The sequence below is a fragment of the Mangrovitalea sediminis genome (genome assembly GCF_002514725.1).
Lineage (GTDB): Bacteria > Pseudomonadota > Gammaproteobacteria > Pseudomonadales > Oleiphilaceae > Mangrovitalea > Mangrovitalea sediminis.
Window position 1 is genome coordinate 12,212 of record NZ_NTLB01000003.1, and the last position, 22,792, is coordinate 35,003.

Here is a 22,792-nt window from a genome sequence, read left to right on the forward strand (position 1 = left end):
GACCGGGATCTCCGCAATTTTTTTAATCTATAAAGGGGGTAGCGCTAGTTCAGTGCTGCCTCTCTTTTTTAAGTGTTAACGTGGTCTTGAATCGCGGGCCACAATCACGAGCGGCAGTCAGCGTAGCCGCAAAGCTCCGCGTTGAGCCTTGAGAAAAACGCCTGACCAGCTCTCGATGCTGGACTCCCCTCTGTCAATCGGGGGGTACGACACCCGCAAGTGGTGAAGGGGGAGTCCTTATCCTCGTTCCTTGTCGCGCAACGTTCTTACTGTGCTGTCGTGACGTATTTCAATATCGCAACAACCTGCTCCGGCGTCTGTGCCCAGGCCATGGCCGCGGAGTCGACTTCCTTCAGCGGGTGGACGATATCGTCATTGTGGAGTGTGATATAGGGCGTGCCCATCGCCGCACAGTAGCCGGCATCGAAGGCCGCATTCCACTGCTTGTACTTGTCTCCGAACCGGATCACGGCCAGATCGCACTGCTCCAGCATGGTCTTGGTACGAATGCCGTTCACCTTGGACGACTGGTGATCCCGCCAAAAGGGTACCTCCGGCTTGCCCAATAGGTCGCCGGCAGCATCGCTGGCCTCGTGATCGGTGACCGGCGCAGTGAATTCCACCGGCAGGTCGGCTGCTTCTGCTCCGGCCTGAATCTGCTCACGCCAGTCAGTATGGATTTCGCCAGATAGATATACAGTCCAGATCATGGAGGTTTCCTCGGTTGTCATCGGAAAGGATTGGTCATACGACCGCGAATGAGTGAGGCGATATCATACGTGAGCGGTAGGCGGTATGCCTCTTTGGCAAGTAGGTCTTGAATCGCCACAGGCCGCTGCAACCTTGCCATCATAAGTTGGCGGGTGTGGCCCCCCTTTTTGTTTCAGTGCACACAGCAAGGGGGCGCCGGCAAATCGCTTCTGCTTATCCAGACCGTTTTCTTTTGCGACCTCACCGCTCAGATATGCATCACTAATGGCGATTACACTTTGTTACATATGATTGAATCATATGTATTTTTTTGCAATGAAGGTGGGCCTGATTGAAAACTGATGCAAAATGATTTGGGTGCAATCGACACTATTTTGTAAAGTCATGTAATCTTCATTTTCGCTTAAGGTTTGAGGGCTAAACCAGCAAGGGCCAGGCTCGATTCGTATCGGGCATCTTCCTTTGCTATGGAGATCTCAATCATGAGGCGTAGTTCCATTACTGCAAAAACCTTACTCGCCATGAGCGTAACAACGCTGTCCCTAACCGGCTGCGGAGGGGGCTCCGTGGGGACTGTCATGAGTTCACTGACGGGAACCGCGGCTGATGGCTATCTGGTTGGCGCCACGGTCTGTCTGGATGAGAACCTCAACGGCGTGTGCGACACCACTGAACCCTCCACGACGACGGGCTCAGGTGGACAGTGGTCCCTGGATGCCACGCCCGCCCAAGAGAAAAATGCACCAATACTGGTCAAGGCGATTGCCGGCAGTACCATCGATGAAGATACGGGCAACGCAGTCTCCCGGGGCTATGCGCTGTATGCGCCCGCCGGATACAAGAATGTCAACCCCGTTACTTCTCTCGTGTTCCAGCAGGCGGTGAAGCAGGGGTTGATCTCCGCCAGTTCTCAACAGTCGATCACCAGCGTCGAGCAGGATATCGCCCAGAAGGTTTTTGGGTCCACCGCCGATGCCAGTCTCCTCAAGGACGATTACGTCAAGGGCGAAACGGACAAGACCGATCCGACGGCGCAGGCCAAGTTCAAGGAAGCGCATGATCTGGCCAAGGCGATAGCGGCGACGGTATCCGGTTCTGTCGCAAAGACCAGCCAAACGGTGATCAGCAATGACGGAGAAGGCGCTGTCGAGTTGGCGGCCTACCAAAATGCGTTGACCCACCTCAGCACCTTGAAAGCGATCCCCTCGGGAAGCACGGACCAGGAAATCGAAAACCAAACCCAGGGACTTCAGGTTGGCATCACGAGTAGCGATGCCGAAGCGGAAAAACCGGATTTCCAGGGTGCCGTGATCGACTACACCGCCTTGCCGACACAGCCCGACTCCCCCACCCAATACACCGGCTTTGACGGTTCCGGTCCGGCGACAGGGCTGACGCTGAAAGAGGCGCCTGTCACGGTAACGGTCAACAGCGACAAGTCGGCCGTTGCAGAAGCGTTGGCGCCGCTGCATCTTACCCAGGCGGGCGGCAATGTGGTGTCCGCGGCCAGTACCGCCGATACCACCTACTACTGGTCTTCCAGTGCCGCCAAGCTGGTGGCCTTCCAGCCTAAGGCGACCCTGCTGAGCTGGAGTACGACGGGAACAGCCACCTTTGCCAGTGCCTTGAATGCCCAGGTGGCTATCACGAAGATCACCCTGGATGGCAAAGCTATCGCCACCACGGTGCAGCGCTATCTGGACCAGGACTGGCCGCAAACCTCGTTGGGCACGACAACGGCTTTCCCCAATAATTCAGCCTTGTACGTGCTGCGGGCCTATTCCCAGTCACCCGTCTTGAGCGTCCTCGGAAGCGATACCACGTCCTTGTCCTGTACGGGGGGCACCTCGCCTTGCGCGCCATTGGTGACTCAAAGTGCCAAGACGATTGGAAGCCTCAGTGGGCAGGTGTTGAACATCGGTGTCAAAACGGATACCCAGGGTGCCAGCACCAGCATCTTTGAAGACGGCTCCGGCAACCTCTATCAGGTGAATAACAGTGGCGCTACGCCGGTTCTGATCAAGATAGGGACTGCCAAGTCGGTCGCGGCCACTGCGACCATGCCGGCACTGACCTTGCTATCGCTCAATGACAGTTCAGCCGACTACAAGTCGGTGGAGTGGAATGATCCCCGCATTGACGGCGAGGGTACGCCGGCGCTTTTCAGTGATGCAACAGGGGAACACGTGGGCATGTATCAGGATACGGGTGGGCGCCTGTATAAAGCGGTACTGTTTGATGACAATGCAAAGAGCGCGATCGAGTCTGATCTGACCGCAACATTGAAATAACCAAAAAGGAGGCAGCTGGCAGCGGCGTACACGGATTTCCCTTGTCCCGGACAGGAGAGGGCAACTGTGTGCGCCGTGGACTCCGGGGCGGATGGCTGTGGCCTCCGTTCCGGGCCTGCCAGGCTTTCGCTTTTCTGCTCATCCCCGTACTCGGCATAACCCCTTTCCTGAGCGAGCCAGGCTGCTACGCCATCGCCTTGACGTATCAAGTCCGGCGAACATTCGCCTCTACCTGCCGTTGGTGAATAGACGCAGAACCTTCTGCGTGCCATGATTTACCTGTCCCGGGCGCCGTGTGAAGGGCTCGGGATTGCTTAAAATCTGTCCCGGTTTTCTCTCCCCAAGCATGCAGGCCGTAATGGCAGCGTCGATGACGACGATGCCCCTTATAAAATCGGACAACGCTTCCGCACCCAAAGGCTTATGAAGATACCGAAACGTTTGCAGTCACTGGCCGATGACGGCCTGATCGATGAAGTCATCACTCAGCTGATGAGTGGCAAGGAGGCACAGGTCTACGTGGTCAGCAGCCACGGCGAAATATGTTGTGCGAAAGTGTTTAAAGAAGCCAAACAGCGCAGCTTCAAGCAGGCCGTGGCGTACCAGGAAGGCCGTAAGGTTCGCAACAGTCGGCAGGCCCGGGCCATGTCGAAAAAGACCCGCTACGGGCAGAAGGAGCAGGAAGACGCCTGGCTCAATGCCGAGGTGGATGCGCTCTATCGCCTGGCGGATGCCGGCGTGCGGGTCCCCAAACCCCGAGGCTTTATCGATGGGGTCTTGCTGATGGAAATGATCAGGGACGCCGAGGGGCATGCAGCACCGCGCCTGGACGACGTTACCCTGACGCCCGAACAGGCCCGCCGTTACTACGACAAAATCATCCGGGACGTGGTACGCATGCTCAGCGCCGGCCTGATCCATGGTGACCTGTCCGAATTCAACGTGCTGCTGGCGCCGGACGGCCCGGTTATCATCGATCTGCCACAGGCGGTCAACGCCGCCGGCAACAACAGTGCCCAGCGCATGTTCGAGCGTGATGTGGACAATATGCGCCGTTACTTCGGCCGCTTTGCCCCGGAGCTGCTGGCAACCGACTACGGTAAGGAAATCTGGGCGCTCTACGAAGCCGGTGACCTCTATCCGGACAGCAAGCTGACAGGCTACTTCGAACACGACACCCACAGTGCCGACGTTGAGGAACTCATGGCGGTTATCGACGCGGCTAAAGAGGAAGAGTCCGAGCGTCAGGCCCGACTGCAGGATGATGAAGACGGGGATTAACGCAAGCCCCCGGGTCCTTCACCTCCCGTTGGCCTAAACTTCTCTGCAAGGACATGAGCGGCTTAATTTGGGATTATGAATGAAAGAGTTACTTGATCGGTACGACGGTATATTGGCGGAAGCGGCTATCGTTGAGCGGCTTCGTCGCAACGATGACATTGAGTTGGATGAAAGGCTCGTTCATGCGCCGCTGCTATATTGTGACGCGGGGAGAGACGCTCTGGCGCGCCTGTATCGGGAATATATCGGGATCGCCGAATCCGGAAGCCTTCCGATATTGCTCGGGACTCCAACGTGGCGGGCAAATAAGGACCGGGTCATGGCCTCGGGGATCAGTCGGGATGTTAATGCCGATGCGGTTAGATTCCTGAAGCGTGTTGTTGAAGAGCTGGCGCCTGAGACTCCTGTCAAAATTGGTGGATTGATCGGGTGTAAAAATGATTGCTACTTGCCTGAACAGGCGCTCTCGACGGATGAGGCGAGGGCCTTCCATCAGTGGCAGATTGATCAGTTGGTCAGCGGTGGCGCGGATTTTCTGCTTGCGGCCACCTTGCCGTCGGTAGCGGAAGCTGCCGGTATTGCGCTGGCCATGGCGGATTCGGGGCTACCTTATATCCTCAGCTTTGTGGTGGGTGAGGATGGAAAAATATTGGATGGAACCAGCCTGCAGGCAGCCATTGAGGCTATCGATGCACTAGCGCCAGTGCCCCCATTAGGCTATTTCGTAAACTGCTCATATCCCTCATTCTTGAAAGCGGCCCTCTTACCCGGGAAAGCGCTGGGTCGCCTTATTGGCATCCAGGCAAACGCCTCGTCTCTGACCCATGCGGAACTGGACGGGTCTGCCGAGGTGAAATTCGAGCCCGTCGTCGAGTGGGGCCAACTGATGATTCAGTTGAACAGGGACTACGGTGTCAAGGTTCTTGGCGGCTGTTGCGGGACCCATGGCGAGCATCTTCAGTATCTATCGGACCATCTCCGCTAGCAGACGTGTGCGCGGAGGACGCAAGGAGGACGTTTATGGACATTCAGGGATTGTTACCTCTCGACGGGGCATGCCGCTGCGGACAGGTCGGTATTCGCATCGAGGCAGCTCCGATAATCACGGCCGCCTGTCACTGTACTGGCTGCCAGCGAATGAGTTCGAGTGCGTTCTCGTTGAGCGCCGTTATTCCTGCAGAGGGGTTTGCGGTGACGCGGGGGGAGCCGGTTATTGGTGGTCTGCATGGTAAGGAGGCCCGCCATTACTTTTGTCCCCATTGCATGACGTGGATGTTCACCCGCGTCGGCGGAGATTTCCCCTTCGTCAATGTGCGCCCCACCATGCTCGACCATTGCCACTGGTTCACGCCTTTTATCGAGACCTACACCAGCGAAAAACTGCCGTGGGCCTCGACGCCCGCCGTTCACAGCTTCGAGAAATTCCCGCCGTTCGAGCTGTATGAACGTCTTGGCCGGGAATATGCTCAGCATGTCGCGCGGTCGGGCAAGGTTAGCGAGCCATAGGGTCCCGGTCCCACCAGGTTTGATTGGGCCCCACGCTAAACTATGAAAGCCAGGAGGACGCAATGCCCTTGCCCTTGGATATCGATATCAGAGACGAGACGGACAACGACCTTGACGCGATCGCCGAGGTGACTGTCGCGGCGTTCCAGACCCTTGAGATCAGCCAGCATACCGAGCAGTTCGTGATCCAGGCGCTTCGCGCGGCCGGGGCGCTGACCCTGTCGCTGGTAGCGGTGAAAGGTGAGCATGTCATCGGGCACATTGCGTTCTCGCCAGTGACCCTGTCAGACGGCACGCCGGATTGGTATGGGCTTGGACCGGTTTCGGTGTTGCCGGACTATCAGCGTCAGGGTGTGGGGAAGGCCTTGATCCGGGAAGGTCTGGCAAGGATTAAGGCGAAGGGCGCCAGGGGCTGCTGCCTGGTAGGGCATCCGGAATACTATAAGAAGTTCGGGTTCGACAATGTTCAGGGGCTGGTGCATGAGGGCGTTCCGCCCGACGTCTTCCTGGCTATGTCATTCGACGGATACTGGCCTCAAGGTACCGTTCATTTCCACCCGGCCTTTGGGGCGGACGGGGCTGAACCGCCTCTGAACGCCTGATTTGGTGTGTCGTGGGGGAAGGGCTCAACATGAATCCACTCAAAGTACAGCGCAGTCGTGTGCAGCTGTTGACGGACCTGCCCAATATCGGCCCGTCGATGGCGGCGAGTCTGCAACGGATTGGTATCTCATCGCCCGGGCAGCTCGTGGGCAAGGACCCGTTCGAACTCTACACGAGCCTGTGCCGCAAAACCCGGACCCGGCAGGACCCCTGTGTCCTGGATGTGCTGATCTCGGTGACCTCCTTTATGAATGGGGGAGAACCCATGCCCTGGTGGCACTTCACCGAGGCGCGGAAGCGCCAGTACGGGGCGATATAACGCAAGTCTGTCCGTTCTGATTTATGGCAAAATGCGCGCGGTTTTTTTCCGTTATCAGGAGGCAGTTTTGATCGTTATCGAGGCGTTTTCTGCAGAGCATCAACAGGGTGTTGTTGACGTCATTCTTCCTATTCAGCAGGGCGAGTTTGATATTCCTATTACACTGGAAGCCCAGCCGGATCTGTTGAATATCGCCGGTTTTTACCAGACCGGTGCCGGTAACTTCTGGGTCGCGATTGCGGATGGGCAGGTTGTCGGAACCCTGGCACTGCTCGATATCGGGAACGGCCAGGGCGCGTTGCGCAAGATGTTTGTCAAACCGGAGTACCGGGGACGCGAGTTTGGGGTGGCGACGATGTTGCTGGATCATCTGCTGACCTGGAGCCGGAACCAGGGAATCACGGCGATCTATCTGGGGACCACGGCGAAATTCCTGGCCGCACATCGCTTTTACGAACGCAGCGGTTTTACGGAAATCGAAAAGGCGGCGCTGCCGGAGGCGTTCCCCGTGATGTCGGTCGATACCAAGTTCTACTCGCTGACACTGGGATAATCCGGGGTGGGCCGGCCATGCTGACGAGGAAACTTATCGAAGGGTAAAGTGGATGCCGGCGCCTTAAGTGATACAGTGGTTTCTGTATGGTTTGCGCGGCCTGCGGTATGGAGACTGCTCTTCCTTAGGTGAGGTGTCGATAAGCATGTTTGTTTCCCGCACATTTGTTTCCAATGTCATTGTTTTCCGCGCCATAGTGTCGAGCTGCCTTCTGGCGGCGTCATTGCTGTTGGCCGTTCCGCTGGCTCAGGCCGCGCCGGATAGCCAGGCACCGACCGTCGAGCAACTCAAGCAGGACACCCAGGCACTGGCCGAGAAACTGCAGCATTTCAGTGTGGACCAGCGGGACCAGGCGATGACCTCGATCCGTTCCACCCTGAAGGCGCTGGATCAGCGAATTGGCGAACTCCGCCAGTCCCTGTCGGATCATTGGGGCAGCATGAGTGACAAGAGTCGTGCCGAGTCCCAGCGCCAGTTGAATGAACTTCTGGCGCAGCGGAAGCGGGTTCAGGGATGGTCTGAGCGGCTCAAGGACAGCTCGGCGTCTGCCTGGAACTCGATGAAGAAAGGCTTCTCGAATGCCTACCGGGGGTTATCGGAGGCTTGGCAGAACAGCGAAAAGATACTGGACAAGGACGCGCCCGCGTCCCCCCAGCTCCAGAAAAGTATCTGAGGTTTCAGCCGAGCGCGAGCCAGACACCGACGCCGATCATCAGGCTCCCGGCGATACGATTGAGCGTGCGCACGCCTGCGCCCTGGCGTAGCGCATTCCGCAGTTTACGCCCGCCGTGGGCATACAGTTGCAGGCAGATGAACTCCAGGCCCAGGATCATCAGCACCAGCACGGTCAACTGGGGCGCCATGGGTAGCTTGCCGTCGATAAAGGGCGGCAGCAGGGCAATGAAAAAGGCCCAGCCCTTCGGGTTGGCGATGGCGGTGACGAAGCCCTGAAGGGCGAGTTGCAGACGGGTGGAGGTCTTCGGGCTGTCATCCAGTTCGGACATGGCCAGTTTCCCTCGGGACAGCCAGAGTTGAATGCCCAGCCATCCGAGATAAAGGCCGCCCGCATACCGAAAGACGATGAAAGCGGTAGGGTAGCGGAGCATAAAGGTTGCCACGCCTACCGCTGCCGCCGTCGCCACCAGTGCCACCCCAACCAGTTCCCCCGCCATCATCCAGAGTGCCCGCCGGACGCCAATGGTGATGCCCAGGGAGAGCGACAGCGTCATGCACATGCCCGGTGTAATGGACACGATAAAGAATGTGGGGATGAAGGCTGACAGCAGGTGTACATTCAATGCGGACAAGGTCGGAGCACTCTTGAAGGGCCTCGGGATTCGGCGATCATATAGCCTGCGACCTAATGCTGACTAGTCGACTATGGCTTAAGTCGAAACCGGAAAAATCACCGGTGGCGGTCTTTGGGGTCGACTTGCTGGGGATTGTTTCCTGACGGCCTGTTTGTGAGGGGTGTGCTCAAAAGAAAACGGACGGTATCGCCTGGATCAATGCGATGCCGTCCGTTCTGCCGGTGACGCAAATGCCTCTGCGGGGTGCCTTAAAAGGCATCCCCCGGCACGCGTACCCAACCTTCCATCAAAACGCGTGCGCTGCGACTCATCACGGCTTTGGTGGCCGTCCATGCGCCGTCAACCTGCTTGGCCTCGGCGCCGACGCGCAGCGTGCCAGACGGGTGACCGAAGCGGACTTCCGTGCGATCGCCACCACCGGCCGCCAGATTCACCAGCGTTCCGGGAACCGCTGCTGCGGTGGCTATGGCCACGGAGGCGGTGCCCATCATGGCATGGTGCAGTTTGCCCATGGACATGGCGCGAACTAGGACGTCGATATCGCCGGCAGCAATCAGCTTGCCGCTGGAGGCGGTGTAGTCCTTGGGCTTGGCGACAAAGGCCACCTTCGGGGTGTGCTGGCGGGCGGCAATCTCGTCCAGGTTCTGGATCAGGCCCATGCGCAGGGCGCCGTGGGCACGAATCGTCTCCAGCTTCTCGAGGGCGTCAGCGTTGTTGTTGATGTCGTCCTGCAACTCGGTACCGCTGTAGCCGATGTCTTCCGCGTTGACGAAGATCGTCGGGATGCCGGAGTTGATCATGGTGGCCTTGAGCGTGCCGACACCCGGCACTTCCAGGTCGTCCACCAGGTTGCCGGTGGGGAACATGGGGCCTTCGCCGTCGGCGGGGTCCATGAACTCGATCTGGACTTCCGCAGCCGGGAAGGTCACGCCGTCCAGCTCGAAGTCACCGGTTTCCTGCACGGCGCCGTCGGTCATCTGGACATGGGCGACGATGGTCTTCTTGATGTTGGCCTGCCAGATACGCACCGTGGCCAGTCCGTTTTGCGGCAGCCGGCCGGCATCGACCAGACCGTTGCTGATGGCGAAGGCACCTACCGCCGCCGTCAGGTTGCCGCAGTTACCGCTCCAGTCGACAAAGGGCTTATCGATGCCGACCTGGCCGAACAGGTAGTCCACATCATGGTCCGGCTGGCTGCTCTTGGACAGGATCACGGTCTTGCTGGTGCTGGAACTGCCGTTGCCCATGCCGTCGATCTGCTTGCCGTAGGGATCGGGGCTGCCGATCACGCGCATCAGGAGCTTGTCGCGGGCCGGACCGGGAACCTGGGCGGCCTCGGGAAGATCGTCCAGACGGAAAAAGACGCCTTTACTGGTGCCCCCACGCATGTAGGTGGCGGGGACTTTGATTTGGGGTTTGTGTGTCATGGGTTCGTCATTACCTTGAGTAGATCTGGGTATTTCAGGCCCAATCCCACTGTGGTTAGAGACATCGCCGCAGTGAAGCCCTTCTCCCCGAGGGGAGAAGGGTTGGGATGAGGGGGCCTAGCCACTCTCATCGTTTAAGGCCTGCAAAATAGCTGCAAGCACTTCTTCTGTATTCTGTAAAATCTCATTATTCCAAAACCGCATGATCCGATAGCCACGCTGCTGCAGCCAATGATCGCGTTCCTGGTCGTTGGCATCTGAGTTATGTTGTCCCCCATCTGCCTCGACGACCAAGCGGGCTTCAATGTTCACGAAATCAACAATGTATGGACCGATTGGTCGTTGACGTCGAAACTTGTGGCCATCTAAACGACGGTCTCTCAGGTGTCTCCAGAGTCGGTGCTCGGCGTCCGTCATGTTCTGACGTAACTGTTTTGCGAAATTCAGTTGATCCATCGTTCTTCCTTGAACGGGGGAAGCCCCTCATCCCAACCCTTCTCCCCTCGGGGAGAAGGGCTTTTCCGTTCGTGGGAATAGGCTTAAAGCGTGTTACCACGCACTGGCAACCGGGAGAAGGGGCAACTTTCCCTCCAGACTCAAACGGCCGCTTCGGCCTCCAAAAAGTCCTGGGCAAACCGCTGCAGCACGCCGCCCGCTTCGTAAATGGAAACTTCTTCCTGCGTATCCAGGCGGGAGGTCATCGGCACTTCCAGCGTTTCGCCGTTCTTGCGATGGATGACCAGCGTCATGGTGTTACGCGGCTTCAGTTCGCCGACCACGTCGTAGGTTTCCGTGCCGTCCAGGCCGAGCGTCTTGCGCGTGGTGCCTGGCTGGAATTCCAGCGGCAATACACCCATGCCGATCAGGTTGGTGCGGTGAATGCGCTCGAAACCTTCGGCGGCAATCGCTTCCACACCGGCCAGTCGTACGCCCTTGGCGGCCCAGTCACGGGAGGAGCCCTGGCCGTAGTCGGCACCGGCGACGATGATCAGCGGCTGCTTGCGCTCCATGTAGGTTTCGATGGCTTCCCACATGCGGGTGACCTTGCCTTCCGGCTCGATGCGGGCCAGGGAACCCTGCTTCACGTTACCGTTTTCGTCGCGCACCATCTCGTTCAGCAGTTTCGGGTTGGCGAAGGTGGCGCGTTGGGCGGTCAAGTGATCGCCGCGGTGGGTGGCGTAGGAGTTGAAGTCCTCCTCCGGCAGGCCCATTTTCGCCAGGTATTCGCCTGCCGCGCTGGACGCCAGGATGGCGTTGGACGGGGACAGGTGGTCGGTGGTGATGTTGTCACCCAGCACGGCCAGCGGACGCATGCCCTTCATGGTGCGCTTTGCCGCCAAGGCGCCTTCCCAGTAGGGCGGGCGGCGGATATAGGTGCTCATCGGGCGCCACTCATAGAGCGGATTGGTCTGCGCCTGGGCATCGCGTGTGATGTTGAACATCGGGATGTAGACGTCGCGGAACTGCTGCGGCTTCACGCTTTGCTTGACGATGGCGTCGATCTCTTCGTCGCTCGGCCAGATGTCTTTCAGCGTGATCGGGTTGCCGTCCTTGTCGTAACCCAGGGCATCCTTCTCGATATCGAAACGGATGGTGCCGGCTATGGCGTAGGCGACAACCAGGGGCGGTGAGGCCAGGAATGCCTGCTTGGCGTAGGGATGAATCCGGCCGTCGAAGTTACGGTTACCGGACAGCACCGCCGTGGAGTAAAGATCCCGGTCGATGATTTCCTGCTGGATTTTCGGGTCCAGGGCGCCGCTCATACCGTTACAGGTAGTGCAGGCGAAGGCGACCACGCCGAAACCCAGTTGTTCCAGTTCGGGCAGCAGTTGGGCATCTTCCAGGTACATCTTCACGGTCTTGGAGCCTGGCGCCAAAGAGGTCTTCACCCAGGGCTTGCGGGTCAGGCCCAGCTTATTGGCATTACGGGCGATCAGGCCCGCCGCCACCATGTTGCGCGGGTTACTGGTGTTGGTGCAGGAAGTGATGGCGGCGATGATCACTGCGCCGTCCGGCATCTTGCCCTCTTCGAGTTCCACATGCTTGGCAATGCCGCGGCTGGCCAGCTCGGAGACCGGCAAACGCGCATGGGGATTCGACGGGCCGGCCAGGGTCCGCTCGACCGTGGACAGATCGAAGGTCAACACCCGCTCGTACTCGGCGTTCGTCAGGGTGTCGGCCCAGAAGCCGGCTTCCTTGGCGTAGGTTTCGACCAGCTTGACCTGCTCGTCCTCGCGACCGGTCAGCTTCAGGTAATCGATGGTCTGGCCGTCGATGTAGAACATCGCGGCAGTGGCACCGTATTCCGGTGTCATGTTGGAGATGGTGGCGCGGTCGCCCACGGTCAGGGCATTGGCGCCTTCGCCATAGAATTCCAGGTAAGCGCCGACGACGCGTTCCTTACGCAGGAATTCGGTCAGCGCCAGTACCATGTCGGTGCTGGTGATGCCCGGTTGCAGCCTGCCGGTCAGCTCCACGCCAATGATGTCGGGCAGGCGCATGGTGGAGGCGCGGCCCAGCATCACGCTTTCCGCTTCCAGGCCGCCCACACCGACGGAGATGACGCCCAGCGCATCCACCATCGGCGTATGGCTGTCGGTACCCACACAGGTGTCGGGGAAAGCGACGCGCTTTCCGTTTCCGTCCGGGCGTACCTGCACCACCGGCGACATCTTCTCCAGGTTGATCTGGTGCATGATGCCGTTGCCCGGCGGAATCACGTCCACGTTCTCGAACGCGGTCTTGGTCCAGTTGATGAAGTGGAAACGGTCTTCGTTGCGGCGCTCTTCGATAGCCCGGTTTTCTTCGAAGGCATCCTTCTCGAAACCGGCGTGTTCCACTGCGAGGGAATGGTCGACGATCAACTGGGTCGGCACGACCGGGTTGACCTTGGCCGGATCGCCGCCTTTTTCAGCAATGGCATCACGCAGACCGGCGAGGTCGACGAGGGCGGTCTGGCCCAGGATGTCATGGCACACCACGCGCGCCGGGAACCAGGGGAAGTCGAGATCCCGCTTGCGTTCGATGATCTGCTTTAGTGCCGCGGTCAGCTCGGAAGGCTCGCAACGGCGTACCAGGTTTTCCGCCAGGACACGGGAGGTGTAGGGCAGTTTGTCGTAGGCGCCGGGCTGGATCGCATCGACGGCCGCGCGGGTGTCGAAGTAGTCCAGGTCGGTGCCGGGCAGGGATTTGCGGTATTCGGTGTTCATGGGTTCGGACTCGATCAAAAAATGGAAGACGGCTGAATCGCTCAGGGGAGCACATGGCTCCCCTGTTGATACTCAGTGTTAGGCTCGCTTCTCGATCGGCAGCCATTCCTGAGGCTCGGGGCCGATATAGTCGGCGCTCGGGCGGATGATCCGGTTATTGGACCGCTGCTCCTTCACATGAGCCGTCCAGCCGGAAACACGCGACATCACAAAAATGGGCGTGAACAGCTCAGTCGGAATGCCCATGAAGTGATAGGCGGAGGCATGGAAGAAGTCAGCGTTACAGAACAGCTTCTTCTCGCGCCACATGACTTCTTCGCAGCGAACGGAAACGGGGTACAGCACGGTGTCGCCGACTTCTGCGGCCAGCTTCTCTGACCACTTCTTGATGATGGCGTTGCGCGGATCCGATTCGCGGTAGATGGCATGGCCGAAGCCCATGATCTTCTCTTTCTTCGCCAGCATGTCCAGCAGGCCCTTCTCGGCCTCGTCCGGCGTCTGGAAACGTTGGATCAGTTCCATGGCGGCTTCGTTGGCGCCGCCGTGCAGCGGGCCGCGCAGGGTGCCGATGGCGCCGGTCACGCAGGAGTGGATATCCGACAGCGTGGAGGCACAGACACGGGCCGTAAAGGTGGAGGCGTTGAACTCGTGTTCCGCGTACAGGATCAGCGACACGTTCATCACGCGCTCATGCAGCTCGCTGGGCTTCTTGCCGTGCAGCAGGGCCAGGAAATGGCCGCCGATCGAGTCGCAGTCACTGTCGGTGTCGATGCGCACGCCTTCGTGGGCGAAGCGGTACCAATAGGTGATGATGCCCGGGAAGGTGGCCAGCATGCGGTCGATCTTGTCGTCCTGCTGGCTGAAATCGGTTTCGGTTTCCAGGTTGCCCAGCATGGAACAGCCGGTACGCATGACATCCATCGGATGGGCGTCTTTGGGAATCTGCTCAAGCACGGTTTTCAGGGCAGCGGGCAGGGTACGCAGGCTGCGCAGCTTCCGCTTATAGGCATCGAGTTCCTGCTGGGTGGGCAGCTTGCCGCGCAGCAGCAGGTGGGCCACTTCTTCAAACTGGGCATTGTCGGCCAGGTCCGAGACGTCATAACCCCGATAGGTCAGGCCGGTGCCGGTCTTGCCGACGGTACAGAGGGCGGTTTCGCCGGCAACCTGGCCCCGCAGGCCGGCGCCACTCAGTTTCTTATCGCTCATCAATGGCTCTCCCTTATTGATCTTTTTGGCTGGCGAACAGCTCGTCCAGCTTTTGTTCGAAGGCGTGGTAGTTGAGGAAATCGTACAGCTCCATGCGGGTCTGCATCGTGTCCACGACGTCTTTCTGATCGCCTTTCTCAAGAATGTTCTGGTACACCATCAGGGCCGCCTTGTTCATGGCGCGGAAGGCGCTCAGCGGATACAGCACCATTTCGGCACCGGCTTCGGCCAGCTCGGCACGGTTATACAGCGGCGTGGCGCCGAATTCGGTGATGTTGGCTAGGATCGGCACATCAAGGGCTTCGGAGAACGCTTTGTAGTGCTCAAGCTCCGTGACCGCTTCGGCGAAGATGCCGTCGGCACCTGCCTCGACGCAGGCCTGTGCCCGCTCGATAGCCTTCTCCAGGCCTTCCTTCTGGAAGGCATCGGTGCGGGCCATGATAAAGAAGTTGTCGTCAGTCCGGGCATCCACGCAGGCCTTGATGCGGTCGACCATCTCGTCCTGGGAGACGATTTCCTTGTTGGGACGATGGCCGCAACGCTTCTGCGCCACCTGATCCTCGATATGCACGGCAGCCGCCCCGGCCCGCTCCATCTCCCTGATCGTGCGTCCGATGTTGAAGGCGCCACCCCAACCGGTGTCGATATCGACCAGCAGCGGTGTCTCAACCGCTGCGGTGATCCGGCGGATATCCTCCAGGACATCGTTCATGGTGGTCATGCCCAGGTCGGGCAGACCGTAGGAGGCATTCGCCACACCGCCGCCGGACAGGTAGATCGCCTGGTGCCCAACGCGCTTCGCCATCAGGGCGGTATAGGCGTTGATGGTGCCGACAATCTGAAGGGGTTTGTTTTCAGCCAGCGCCTTGCGGAAACGGGCGCCTGCGGTCAGGGCGGTGCTCATATGCGTTCTCCCTTGTATGGAAAGGTGGGTTAAAGCGTAATCAAACCTTCGCGGATCTTTTCCTCGATATTAACGCGCGATGCATGAATGTGGCGTTGCATCAGAAACTGGGCCAGCTCCCCATCGCGCTGGGCGATGGCTTCGGCGATATGACGATGTTCTTTCAGGGCTTTCTGCGGACGCCCGGTCGAGGTACTGAACCGGCAGCGATAGAGGCGGAGCAGGTAATAGAGGTTATCCAACAGCATCTGCGCCAGCTTGCGGTTGCGGCTGCCGGTGACAATGCGATAGTGAAAGTCGTAATCACCCTCTTCCTGATAGTACGCCTGCCCCTGGGCAGCGGCCACCATTTGCTCGTGACCGTCCAGCAATGCCTGCAGGTCGGCAATTTCCTGATCGCTCATCCGCTCCGCCGCCTGCTTCGCCGCGAGACCTTCCATCACTTCACGGGTGTCATATAACTCAAGGAGTTCTTCAACGGTGATGGAGACAACCTTGACCCCGGCATGGGGGCGGCGCACCAGCAGGCCGCGGGATTCCAGACGCCCAAGAGCCTCACGGAGCGGGCCGCGAGTCAGGTTGAAGCGCTCGCAGAGCTCGACCTCGCCGATTTTCTCACCCGGAGCCAGTTCGCCCTTGATGATGGCCGTTTGTAGGCAATCGAGGGCTTCGTCGGCTCGGGTTGGGGATTTGGTTTGGAGGTCGAACATGTTTTGTTAACAAAAAGTGGCTTTGATTGGCAAAAGGTACGCTCGGTGTTCTGTATTGTCAACAATCAGCTCTTCCGTTGGGATATAGGGTTAGCCGTCATGGGCAGGCAAAAAGCCTAGTGAGGACGTGCGGAAAGTTCTCATATTCGAGTGATACCTGGACTTGGCGGAGTGCTTTCATTACTCTCCGTTTTTCATGGACTGACTGATATTCACTTAAGGATTGAGTGCATGCCTGACGTTTATTTTTCTGAAAATTCCTGCGTTGCCAATGATCTAGTTGGTAATGACCTTACTGTTGTTAACGATTTCAAACGCATTAACGGCCTCACTGACGAGGGCCGCATACTTCCGTATCAAGCCTATTCGACGGCACTTGGGCAACCCAATACCGCAGCCGTTATTCGACGCCTTAATACGATGCCCTATGCGCAGCGCAAGGCGCTTGCACAAAGCGCGGCACTAATGGGCAATCAGCTACATAGCCTCCAACGCTTTTATGACAAAAATCTCCCGCTTGATCAGCTCAGTCAGATTAACGGGTTGGTCGGTGCTGGCGCAGGCGCAATTCATAATCGCGTTACAGGGTTTCAGCGTGTTGTTGCCGAATATCAGGCAGCGTTGCTTGATTTGAACTTCCTCCAAAACATTGATGGGCCAGGTATTGGGCACCGGCGATTGCAGGCTGAGCAGCGGGTGCGAATTCTTTATCAGCGGCTTGAATCTATGTATCAGGCTGAGTTGTCCCATTTTGCGCCCATCAGTTACCGATACAAGAATCGTGGCGATGCACTAGCAAACGCAGATCGCGGTATTACGCTTGCTAAGCGGAATCGCGCCGGCAAGCCGGATGCTCGCCTTTATATAGAGGATTCTGTTGAGGCAAGTCGGTTAGGACTGTTCGCGCGAGGTCTCAGTCGGGTGGGGGCTGCAGCTCTTGTCGTTGATGCCGGTATTCGAGCAAAGAAGATTCGAACAATCTATCTCAATGGTGGTAATTGGATGCGAGAAGGTGCTATCCAAATGACCGGTTTCGGGGTAGGTGGAGTATTCGGAGCCGGTGTTGGTGGCCTTACTATTGAAGTTGGAACGGCCGGTGCCGCAATGGCTGCGGAAACAGGGCTTTTGGCCGCAGGCCCTATCGGGTGGGCCATATTGGTGGTCATTGTTTGTGCCGGGCTTTATGTAGGATATGAAGCCGGAGTCGGCGGCGACAATCTAGGTAGGCTTACTGCTTCTCGGATTTGGGATAGAGGCTGGTAGATTGGGAATGTTTCTCTCTCTGGAAGGATGTTTTTTTGCCTTCGCACTTTTCGCGATTATCGCAATGGCGGTTTCCTGGCTAAGTTTTTCCCGGCTGGCGATGGCACGAATCGAACGGCAAATGCGTGAAGACGGCTGCCCGAATCCAGTGCCATGGGATACGATCGGGGTGAGAGCCGTGTTGTATGCGTATACCATTGTTATCCCCCTGGGTACCTTTAACACCGTCAAGTCACCCTTTATCGATGTTCCGGCTGTTCGCCGTTATGCGAATGACCTTGATCGTAAGTTAGGGTTGGCGCTCTTGTTTTCGTTGGTTTTGATGGTGATAGTCGTCGTCACAGGGGGACCGGTACTCCACTATTACTAATGGACTCTAAGGCTTCCGCCCCAAATAGATCGTCGCCGTCGCTTCCCTGTTCTGATAGGGATTGGGGAATCGCACAATCTCTGCCCGAGCTTCCTCAAACTGGCTGCCCAGCGCGACCATGAAGTCTTCTTCAGGCGGATCGTTGGACCATAGGGCGAAGATGCCGCCGGGGTGGAGGTGTTCGGCGAGTTTCGCCAGTCCGGCGGGCTGGTAGAAGGGACGGTGGCCCTCGTTCAGGACATGGCCGGGGGCGTGATCGATATCCAGCAGGATGGCGTGAAACCGGCGTTGAGGGGATTCCGGGTCGAAGCCGTTCTTGGACTGGGCTAGGGCGAAGAAGTCGCCTTCCACAAAACGACAGCGCGGGTCTTCGGCCAGTTGTGCGCCCAGCGGGACCAGGTGGCGCTGGTGCCAGCTGATCACCGGGCCCAGGGCCTCGACGATCAGGAGGGAGCCAACCCGGTTATCTTTCAGTGCGGTGGCCGCGGTATAGCCCAGGCCCAAGCCGCCAACCACTACGTCGAGAGGCCCGTCACCCTTGGTGGCGGCCAGTCCGAGCAGTGCCAGCTCGGTCTCGCTCACATGGAAGTGGCTGGACATCAGAAACTCCTCGCCCAGCTTCACTTCATACACTTCCGTGCCGCCGAGGCTCATCTCCTTACGTCGTCTCAGACTGATCACACCGAGGCGTGTCGGTTGGCTGTCGAGTTCCGCGAACATCAGGCTCATGATGGTTGATTACCTCGTCAAAGTTTGAGCGAGGGTAGCACGTAGGGGATGGATGCTGAGAATAAATGGCATTTTCGTGGATAGCTTGAGCGTTATACTGCGTATGGCAGGACACTGTGAAATGGTGGTCAGGATTGGGGCTATGAGGTGCATGGTTTGAGCGGTGAAGTGAGCTTTGATTGCGTGCTGGCGGCGTGGAGTGCCCATGAAAGGGAAGTGCTCGATTTCCTGGCGCACCGCATCGGCGAGCGGGCCACGGCGGAAGACCTGTTACAGGAGGTCTTTCTCAAGGCTATGCGCCAGGGGAAAGGATTCTGCGAGCTGGACAACCCTCGGGCCTGGCTGTTCCAGGTTGCGCGAAATGCCATGACGGACCATTTCAGGCGTAGCCGCCCACACACAGCGCTGCCGGAGACACTGCCTGCGGCCGCCCCAGAGGAGCGGGCGCCGGTGGATGAGTTGGACGTCTGTGTCGCAAGAAACCTCGTTTACCTGACGGAGGCCGACCGCGCGGTTATCGAAGCCTGCGATCTGCAGTCGCTGACGGTCAGCGCATTTGCCGAGCGGGAAGGGCTGAGTCTCGCCGCCGCCAAGTCCAGGCTGCTACGCGCCCGCGAGCGGCTGCGGGCTTCGTTGGTTAGACACTGCCAGGTTCGTTTCGATTCGGGCACCGTCTGTTGTCATAAGCCGCCCCCTGAAGGGAGTCACTGACGTTTTTTTCATTTTTTCCTGAATCCTTTTCCCACCTGCGTCGTCTCCTGTGTATACAGAATCCAATCACAGGTTCATTGACAGGAGTACAGTCGATGGTAGGTATGGTTATGCGCTGGCCCCAGCGCACTCCCCGTTTCTTTCTGTTTGTTGCCGCTCTGGCCTGGCTGGGCCTTTATCAGGCGTTGACGCCCTTATCCGAAGGGCTGGTAAAGATGCTGCCGGTGGCCAGGGACACTCACCTGGGTGGGGCGCTGCAATTCTTCTTCTATGACACACCCAAGGTCCTGCTGTTGTTGACGGGTATCGTCTTCGTGATGGGGATGATCAACAGCTACTTCACCCCGGAGCGGACACGGGCCCTGCTGGCGGGGCGAACCGAAGGCGTGGCCAATGTGATGGCTGCCAGCCTGGGTATCGTTACACCCTTCTGCTCCTGTTCGGCGGTGCCTTTGTTCATCGGTTTTGTGCAGGCGGGCGTGCCCCTGGGGGTGACATTTTCCTTCCTGATCGCTGCGCCTATGGTCAATGAGGTGGCGCTGACGCTGTTGTTCGGACTCTTCGGCTGGAAGATTGCACTGATTTATCTGGGGCTGGGGCTGACGGTGGCGATTGTGGCGGGCTGGATTATCGGTCGTCTGAAAATGGAGGCGCACCTGGAGGATTGGGTGCGGGAGATTCCCCAGGTGGCGCCTGATTTTCAGGAAACCGGCATGACGCTGTCTCAGCGGATCGATGCGGGTTTTCAGAGTGTGCGGGAGATCGTCGGTAAGGTCTGGCCCTACATCCTCGTCGGTATCGCTATCGGTGGTGCCATTCACGGTTATGTGCCGGAAGATTTCATGGCCTCGATCATGGGGCGGGGCGAGTGGTGGGCGGTGCCGCTGGCGGTGGTGATTGGGGTGCCTATGTACACCAACGCCGCTGGGGTGATTCCCATCGTGCAGGCCCTATTGGCAAAAGGCGCGGCGCTGGGGACGGTGCTGGCCTTCATGATGAGCGTGATCGCCCTGTCGTTTCCCGAGATGGTGATCCTGCGCAAGGTGCTCAAGCTCCGCCTGATCGGCACCTTCATCGCGGTGGTGGCCAGCGGCATCCTGCTGGTCGGTTATGTCTTCAATTGGATCCTGTAAGGAGGTTCTTATGAAATCCGTCAAAGTCTTGGGCAGCGGGTGCACGAAGTGTAGGAATACGGTGGCGTTGATCGAGGAGGTCGCACAGGCAAAAGGGGTTGAGGTGGCGCTGGAGAAAGTCGAGGACATGCAGGCCATTGTCGGCTTTGGCGTGATGAGTACCCCGGCAGTCGTCGTTGACGGCAAAGTGGTTCACGCCGGCGGTATGCCGGATCGCCAGAGCGTTGAGCGCTGGCTGGAGGAGGCTTGACGCGGATAGGCTTTCAGCGTCAGGGTGGTTGGCCAGGGATGGCCGGTTATTCCCAGTCCCCTCCCGGGGGCCGTGTCCCTGCCACGGTCGGCATGACCTCCCGGATTAACGCCATGAACTTCCGCAACCGTGCAGGGTAATAGCTGGCATAGGGATACACCAGATACACGGGCAGCGATTTCGCCCGCCATTGTGGCAACAGATTCACCAGCCGTCCCTGTGCGATATCATCCTGCACCATCCAACTGGACGAGATGGCTGCGCCGAGACCGCTCAGCACCGCGTTGCGCAAGGCATAGAGGCTGTCGGTAGCCAGCTTGGGGGTGATGCCGAACTGGTAGGTTTCACCTTCTGCATCGTGATGGAGGGTGACTTCGTTGCGATAGAAGGTGCTCAGGGCCAGCCAGGGCAGCGTCGCAAGATCCCGAACCTCGCCGACAGCCCCGTGCCGGGCCAGTAAAGAGGGGGCGGCGATCACGATACGGGGGATTTCCGCCAACAGCACGGCCACCATGTTGGGATCGGTGAGGGTCCCGACGTGGACGGCGCAGTCGATGTCCTCTGCAATAAAATCCGGCGTACGGTCATTGAGCATCCAGTCGACAGACATTTCCGGGTAACGTTTCAGGTAGGTGGTCAGCGGGGCGATCAACTGATCCTGGCCGAAGGCGTGTGGTGCGCGTACGCGGAGGGTGCCGACCGGTTCGTCGCCGGCGCCGCGCAGTTCGTCTTCCAGCGCGTACCACTGCTCGATCAACTTGCGGGCATGGGCATAGCAACGCTCGCCATCATCGGTGAGCTTCATCGCATGGGTGGTGCGCAGGATAAGCTTGACGCCCAGCTGTTGTTCCAGTGCCTGCAGTCGTCGGCTGATTGTCGGCTGGGTTGTTGCCATCTGTGCTGCGGCGTTGGACAGGCTGCCGCTTTCGACGATGCGGACGAAGGTTCGCATCAACTCTATACGATCTGATCCTGATGAATTGTTTGTTCTCATGCGTGTGACGTATAACAGTTTTACCCGCGCGCTGGCTACCACTTCTTCATGGCTCCCGCGACACTGTGCGCCATTATTGTTAAGGAGCGATCAATGTCATCTCTGGAGTGCACATCCGTGAACACCGGTGCTGTGGAGACCCCCATTCCGGGCAAAATGGTGTTTACCCTGGCCGCTGGCGCCGGGCTGGCCGTGGCGTCCATCTATTACAGCCAGCCGATGCTGCAGGTGATGGGGGCCAGCCTGCATGCCAACGTCAGCAGCACCGGCCTGGTGCCGACGCTGACGCAGATTGGTTATGCCGTCGGTATTTTTTTCCTGATTCCGCTGGGCGACCGGTTTGACCGGCGTCTGGTCATTCTGGTGAAGAGTCTGTTGTTGGCGATGGCTCTCTGGCTGTGCAGTCTGGCGGGCAATATCCATGTCATGCTGTTGACGAGCCTGTCGATCGGTATCGCCGCCACCATGGCTCAGGATATCGTGCCGGCATCGGCAGCGCTGGCCCCGGAACGGCAGCGGGGAAAGACCGTCGGCACGGTTATGACCGGGCTGTTGGTGGGGATTCTATTATCCCGTGTTGTCAGTGGCTTTGTGGCCCAGGTGCTGGGCTGGCGTGAGCTTTATGAACTGGCGGCGCTCAGTATTGCACTGATCGGTGTGGCCCTGTGGCGTGTGCTGCCCAGCTTTGCGCCCGGAGCGCAACTGAGTTATCCCGCCTTACTTCACTCGATGTGGCAGTTATGGCGGCGTTACCCCGCTTTGCGGAGCGCGGCGGTTGCCCAGGGGTTGCTCTCCATCGGTTTCAGTGCCTTCTGGTCCACGCTGGCCATCATGTTGCATGATGCCTATGGCCTGGGTAGCGCGAGTGCAGGCGCTTTTGGTCTGGCTGGTGCCGCGGGAGCATTGGCCGCGCCGTTGTCGGGCATGCTGTCCGATCGCCACGGCCCGGGGCGGGTCACCCAGGTGGGATCGGCGATCGTCGCGGTGTCATTCGCATTAATGTTTGCGCTGCCATGGTTGCCGGTGGAAGGGCAGTTGGCCCTGATCGCGATAAGTGCGATTGGTTTCGATCTCGGCATTCAGGCGACGTTGATTGCACACCAAACCCTGATCTACGGCCTGCAGCCCGAGGCGCGAGGGCGCCTGAATGCACTGCTGTTTACGGTGGTCTTTGTCGGTATGGCCGTGGGGTCGGCGCTGGGGAGTATCGCGCTGGAGAAAGCCGGCTGGCCCGCGGTGGTGGGGCTGTCGGTGCTGGCCGGCATCGGCAGCCTGATCGTGCGATTGGGTAGAGGGGCGCGCTAGAGGCGCC

General features: G+C 58.9%; 24 protein-coding genes. 14 read left to right on the forward strand and 10 right to left on the reverse strand.

Features of this window, described 5'->3' with window-relative positions:
* Positions 1–266: 266 nt before the first annotated feature.
* Positions 267–710 carry a YtoQ family protein gene (locus tag CLR77_RS06995; protein ID WP_097459928.1) on the reverse strand — a complete coding sequence of 148 codons (444 nt, stop codon included), beginning with the start codon at positions 708–710 and terminating at the stop codon, positions 267–269.
* Positions 711–1,193: 483 nt separating this feature from the next.
* Between CLR77_RS06995 and CLR77_RS07000 the strand changes: the two genes are divergently transcribed.
* The 8 genes from CLR77_RS07000 to CLR77_RS07035 all read left to right on the forward strand — a co-directional run bounded on the left by CLR77_RS07000 (position 1,194) and on the right by CLR77_RS07035 (position 7,937).
* Entirely contained in the window at positions 1,194–3,002 is a 1,809-nt protein-coding gene (locus CLR77_RS07000; RefSeq protein ID WP_143269373.1) for a hypothetical protein, read from the forward strand.
* 423 nt (positions 3,003–3,425) lie between these two features.
* Entirely contained in the window at positions 3,426–4,283 is an 858-nt protein-coding gene (locus CLR77_RS07005; protein ID WP_097459930.1) for a PA4780 family RIO1-like protein kinase, read from the forward strand.
* Positions 4,284–4,362: 79 nt separating this feature from the next.
* Positions 4,363–5,268 carry a homocysteine S-methyltransferase family protein gene (locus CLR77_RS07010; protein WP_097459931.1) on the forward strand — a complete coding sequence of 302 codons (906 nt, stop codon included), beginning with the start codon at positions 4,363–4,365 and terminating at the stop codon, positions 5,266–5,268.
* Between the two features lie 35 nt (positions 5,269–5,303).
* The gene (locus CLR77_RS07015; RefSeq protein WP_097459932.1) at positions 5,304–5,789 is read left to right on the forward strand and encodes a GFA family protein; all 486 of its coding nucleotides are present in this window, start codon (positions 5,304–5,306) and stop codon (positions 5,787–5,789) included.
* Positions 5,790–5,851: 62 nt separating this feature from the next.
* Complete coding sequence (locus CLR77_RS07020; RefSeq protein ID WP_097459933.1) at positions 5,852–6,391, forward strand: GNAT family N-acetyltransferase; 540 nt, start codon at positions 5,852–5,854, stop codon at positions 6,389–6,391.
* Positions 6,392–6,420: 29 nt separating this feature from the next.
* Positions 6,421–6,711: a helix-hairpin-helix domain-containing protein gene (locus CLR77_RS07025; protein WP_097459934.1), complete on the forward strand. Its 291-nt coding sequence runs from the start codon at positions 6,421–6,423 to the stop codon at positions 6,709–6,711.
* A 67-nt stretch (positions 6,712–6,778) separates the two neighbouring features.
* Complete coding sequence (locus CLR77_RS07030; protein ID WP_097460458.1) at positions 6,779–7,264, forward strand: GNAT family N-acetyltransferase; 486 nt, start codon at positions 6,779–6,781, stop codon at positions 7,262–7,264.
* A 145-nt stretch (positions 7,265–7,409) separates the two neighbouring features.
* Positions 7,410–7,937: a hypothetical protein gene (locus CLR77_RS07035; RefSeq protein WP_097459935.1), complete on the forward strand. Its 528-nt coding sequence runs from the start codon at positions 7,410–7,412 to the stop codon at positions 7,935–7,937.
* A gap of 4 nt (positions 7,938–7,941) precedes the next feature.
* Here CLR77_RS07035 and CLR77_RS07040 read toward each other — a convergent pair whose 3' ends face one another.
* The 7 genes from CLR77_RS07040 to CLR77_RS07070 form a co-directional block, all read right to left on the reverse strand.
* On the reverse strand, positions 7,942–8,571 hold the full coding sequence (locus CLR77_RS07040) for a LysE family translocator (protein WP_097459936.1): 630 nt from the start codon (positions 8,569–8,571) through the stop codon (positions 7,942–7,944).
* Positions 8,572–8,822: 251 nt separating this feature from the next.
* Positions 8,823–10,001: a 2-methylaconitate cis-trans isomerase PrpF gene (prpF, locus tag CLR77_RS07045; RefSeq protein ID WP_097459937.1), complete on the reverse strand. Its 1,179-nt coding sequence runs from the start codon at positions 9,999–10,001 to the stop codon at positions 8,823–8,825.
* Positions 10,002–10,118: 117 nt separating this feature from the next.
* Positions 10,119–10,457, reverse strand: a complete 339-nt coding sequence (locus tag CLR77_RS07050; protein ID WP_097459938.1) for an endonuclease domain-containing protein — start codon at positions 10,455–10,457, stop codon at positions 10,119–10,121.
* Between the two features lie 140 nt (positions 10,458–10,597).
* Positions 10,598–13,210 carry a Fe/S-dependent 2-methylisocitrate dehydratase AcnD gene (gene acnD / locus CLR77_RS07055; protein WP_097459939.1) on the reverse strand — a complete coding sequence of 871 codons (2,613 nt, stop codon included), beginning with the start codon at positions 13,208–13,210 and terminating at the stop codon, positions 10,598–10,600.
* A gap of 78 nt (positions 13,211–13,288) precedes the next feature.
* Positions 13,289–14,419: a bifunctional 2-methylcitrate synthase/citrate synthase gene (prpC, locus tag CLR77_RS07060; RefSeq protein WP_097459940.1), complete on the reverse strand. Its 1,131-nt coding sequence runs from the start codon at positions 14,417–14,419 to the stop codon at positions 13,289–13,291.
* A 10-nt stretch (positions 14,420–14,429) separates the two neighbouring features.
* Positions 14,430–15,320: a methylisocitrate lyase gene (gene prpB / locus CLR77_RS07065; protein WP_097459941.1), complete on the reverse strand. Its 891-nt coding sequence runs from the start codon at positions 15,318–15,320 to the stop codon at positions 14,430–14,432.
* Between the two features lie 29 nt (positions 15,321–15,349).
* Positions 15,350–16,030 carry a GntR family transcriptional regulator gene (locus CLR77_RS07070; RefSeq protein WP_097459942.1) on the reverse strand — a complete coding sequence of 227 codons (681 nt, stop codon included), beginning with the start codon at positions 16,028–16,030 and terminating at the stop codon, positions 15,350–15,352.
* A 231-nt stretch (positions 16,031–16,261) separates the two neighbouring features.
* Here CLR77_RS07070 and CLR77_RS07075 point away from each other — a divergent pair, with 231 nt between their 5' ends.
* Positions 16,262–17,293 carry a hypothetical protein gene (locus CLR77_RS07075; protein WP_097459943.1) on the forward strand — a complete coding sequence of 344 codons (1,032 nt, stop codon included), beginning with the start codon at positions 16,262–16,264 and terminating at the stop codon, positions 17,291–17,293.
* A gap of 7 nt (positions 17,294–17,300) precedes the next feature.
* Positions 17,301–17,663: a hypothetical protein gene (locus CLR77_RS07080; RefSeq protein ID WP_097459944.1), complete on the forward strand. Its 363-nt coding sequence runs from the start codon at positions 17,301–17,303 to the stop codon at positions 17,661–17,663.
* Between the two features lie 6 nt (positions 17,664–17,669).
* Here CLR77_RS07080 and CLR77_RS07085 read toward each other — a convergent pair whose 3' ends face one another.
* Complete coding sequence (locus tag CLR77_RS07085) at positions 17,670–18,392, reverse strand: spermidine synthase family protein (RefSeq protein WP_097459945.1); 723 nt, start codon at positions 18,390–18,392, stop codon at positions 17,670–17,672.
* 156 nt (positions 18,393–18,548) lie between these two features.
* Here CLR77_RS07085 and CLR77_RS07090 point away from each other — a divergent pair, with 156 nt between their 5' ends.
* The 3 genes from CLR77_RS07090 (at position 18,549) to CLR77_RS07100 (ending at position 20,486) form a co-directional block, all read left to right on the forward strand.
* On the forward strand, positions 18,549–19,103 hold the full coding sequence (locus CLR77_RS07090) for a sigma-70 family RNA polymerase sigma factor (protein WP_227519841.1): 555 nt from the start codon (positions 18,549–18,551) through the stop codon (positions 19,101–19,103).
* A gap of 95 nt (positions 19,104–19,198) precedes the next feature.
* Positions 19,199–20,236 carry a permease gene (locus tag CLR77_RS07095; RefSeq protein ID WP_097459946.1) on the forward strand — a complete coding sequence of 346 codons (1,038 nt, stop codon included), beginning with the start codon at positions 19,199–19,201 and terminating at the stop codon, positions 20,234–20,236.
* A gap of 10 nt (positions 20,237–20,246) precedes the next feature.
* Positions 20,247–20,486: a thioredoxin family protein gene (locus CLR77_RS07100; protein WP_097459947.1), complete on the forward strand. Its 240-nt coding sequence runs from the start codon at positions 20,247–20,249 to the stop codon at positions 20,484–20,486.
* Positions 20,487–20,532: 46 nt separating this feature from the next.
* On the opposite strand, the gene CLR77_RS07105 is transcribed toward CLR77_RS07100, so the two are convergent.
* Positions 20,533–21,438, reverse strand: coding sequence for a LysR family transcriptional regulator (locus CLR77_RS07105; protein ID WP_198962708.1), 906 nt, complete (start codon positions 21,436–21,438; stop codon positions 20,533–20,535).
* A 135-nt stretch (positions 21,439–21,573) separates the two neighbouring features.
* Between CLR77_RS07105 and CLR77_RS07110 the strand changes: the two genes are divergently transcribed.
* Positions 21,574–22,785, forward strand: coding sequence for an MFS transporter (locus CLR77_RS07110; RefSeq protein WP_097459948.1), 1,212 nt, complete (start codon positions 21,574–21,576; stop codon positions 22,783–22,785).
* Positions 22,786–22,792: the final 7 nt, after the last annotated feature.

Bases quoted from the DNA above. Each gene is read 5' to 3' on its own strand.
- CLR77_RS06995 (WP_097459928.1), bottom strand. From the start codon at position 710: ATGATCTGGACTGTATATCTATCTGGCGAAATCCATACTGACTGGCGT.
- CLR77_RS07000 (WP_143269373.1), top strand. From the start codon at position 1,194: ATGAGGCGTAGTTCCATTACTGCAAAAACCTTACTCGCCATGAGCGTA.
- CLR77_RS07005 (WP_097459930.1), top strand. From the start codon at position 3,426: ATGAAGATACCGAAACGTTTGCAGTCACTGGCCGATGACGGCCTGATC.
- CLR77_RS07010 (WP_097459931.1), top strand. From the start codon at position 4,363: ATGAAAGAGTTACTTGATCGGTACGACGGTATATTGGCGGAAGCGGCT.
- CLR77_RS07015 (WP_097459932.1), top strand. From the start codon at position 5,304: ATGGACATTCAGGGATTGTTACCTCTCGACGGGGCATGCCGCTGCGGA.
- CLR77_RS07020 (WP_097459933.1), top strand. From the start codon at position 5,852: ATGCCCTTGCCCTTGGATATCGATATCAGAGACGAGACGGACAACGAC.
- CLR77_RS07025 (WP_097459934.1), top strand. From the start codon at position 6,421: ATGAATCCACTCAAAGTACAGCGCAGTCGTGTGCAGCTGTTGACGGAC.
- CLR77_RS07035 (WP_097459935.1), top strand. From the start codon at position 7,410: ATGTTTGTTTCCCGCACATTTGTTTCCAATGTCATTGTTTTCCGCGCC.
- prpF (WP_097459937.1), bottom strand. From the start codon at position 10,001: ATGACACACAAACCCCAAATCAAAGTCCCCGCCACCTACATGCGTGGG.
- CLR77_RS07050 (WP_097459938.1), bottom strand. From the start codon at position 10,457: ATGGATCAACTGAATTTCGCAAAACAGTTACGTCAGAACATGACGGAC.
- acnD (WP_097459939.1), bottom strand. From the start codon at position 13,210: ATGAACACCGAATACCGCAAATCCCTGCCCGGCACCGACCTGGACTAC.
- prpB (WP_097459941.1), bottom strand. From the start codon at position 15,320: ATGAGCACCGCCCTGACCGCAGGCGCCCGTTTCCGCAAGGCGCTGGCT.
- CLR77_RS07070 (WP_097459942.1), bottom strand. From the start codon at position 16,030: ATGTTCGACCTCCAAACCAAATCCCCAACCCGAGCCGACGAAGCCCTC.
- CLR77_RS07075 (WP_097459943.1), top strand. From the start codon at position 16,262: ATGCCTGACGTTTATTTTTCTGAAAATTCCTGCGTTGCCAATGATCTA.
- CLR77_RS07080 (WP_097459944.1), top strand. From the start codon at position 17,301: ATGTTTCTCTCTCTGGAAGGATGTTTTTTTGCCTTCGCACTTTTCGCG.
- CLR77_RS07085 (WP_097459945.1), bottom strand. From the start codon at position 18,392: ATGAGCCTGATGTTCGCGGAACTCGACAGCCAACCGACACGCCTCGGT.
- CLR77_RS07095 (WP_097459946.1), top strand. From the start codon at position 19,199: ATGGTAGGTATGGTTATGCGCTGGCCCCAGCGCACTCCCCGTTTCTTT.
- CLR77_RS07100 (WP_097459947.1), top strand. From the start codon at position 20,247: ATGAAATCCGTCAAAGTCTTGGGCAGCGGGTGCACGAAGTGTAGGAAT.
- CLR77_RS07105 (WP_198962708.1), bottom strand. From the start codon at position 21,438: ATGCGAACCTTCGTCCGCATCGTCGAAAGCGGCAGCCTGTCCAACGCC.
- CLR77_RS07110 (WP_097459948.1), top strand. From the start codon at position 21,574: ATGTCATCTCTGGAGTGCACATCCGTGAACACCGGTGCTGTGGAGACC.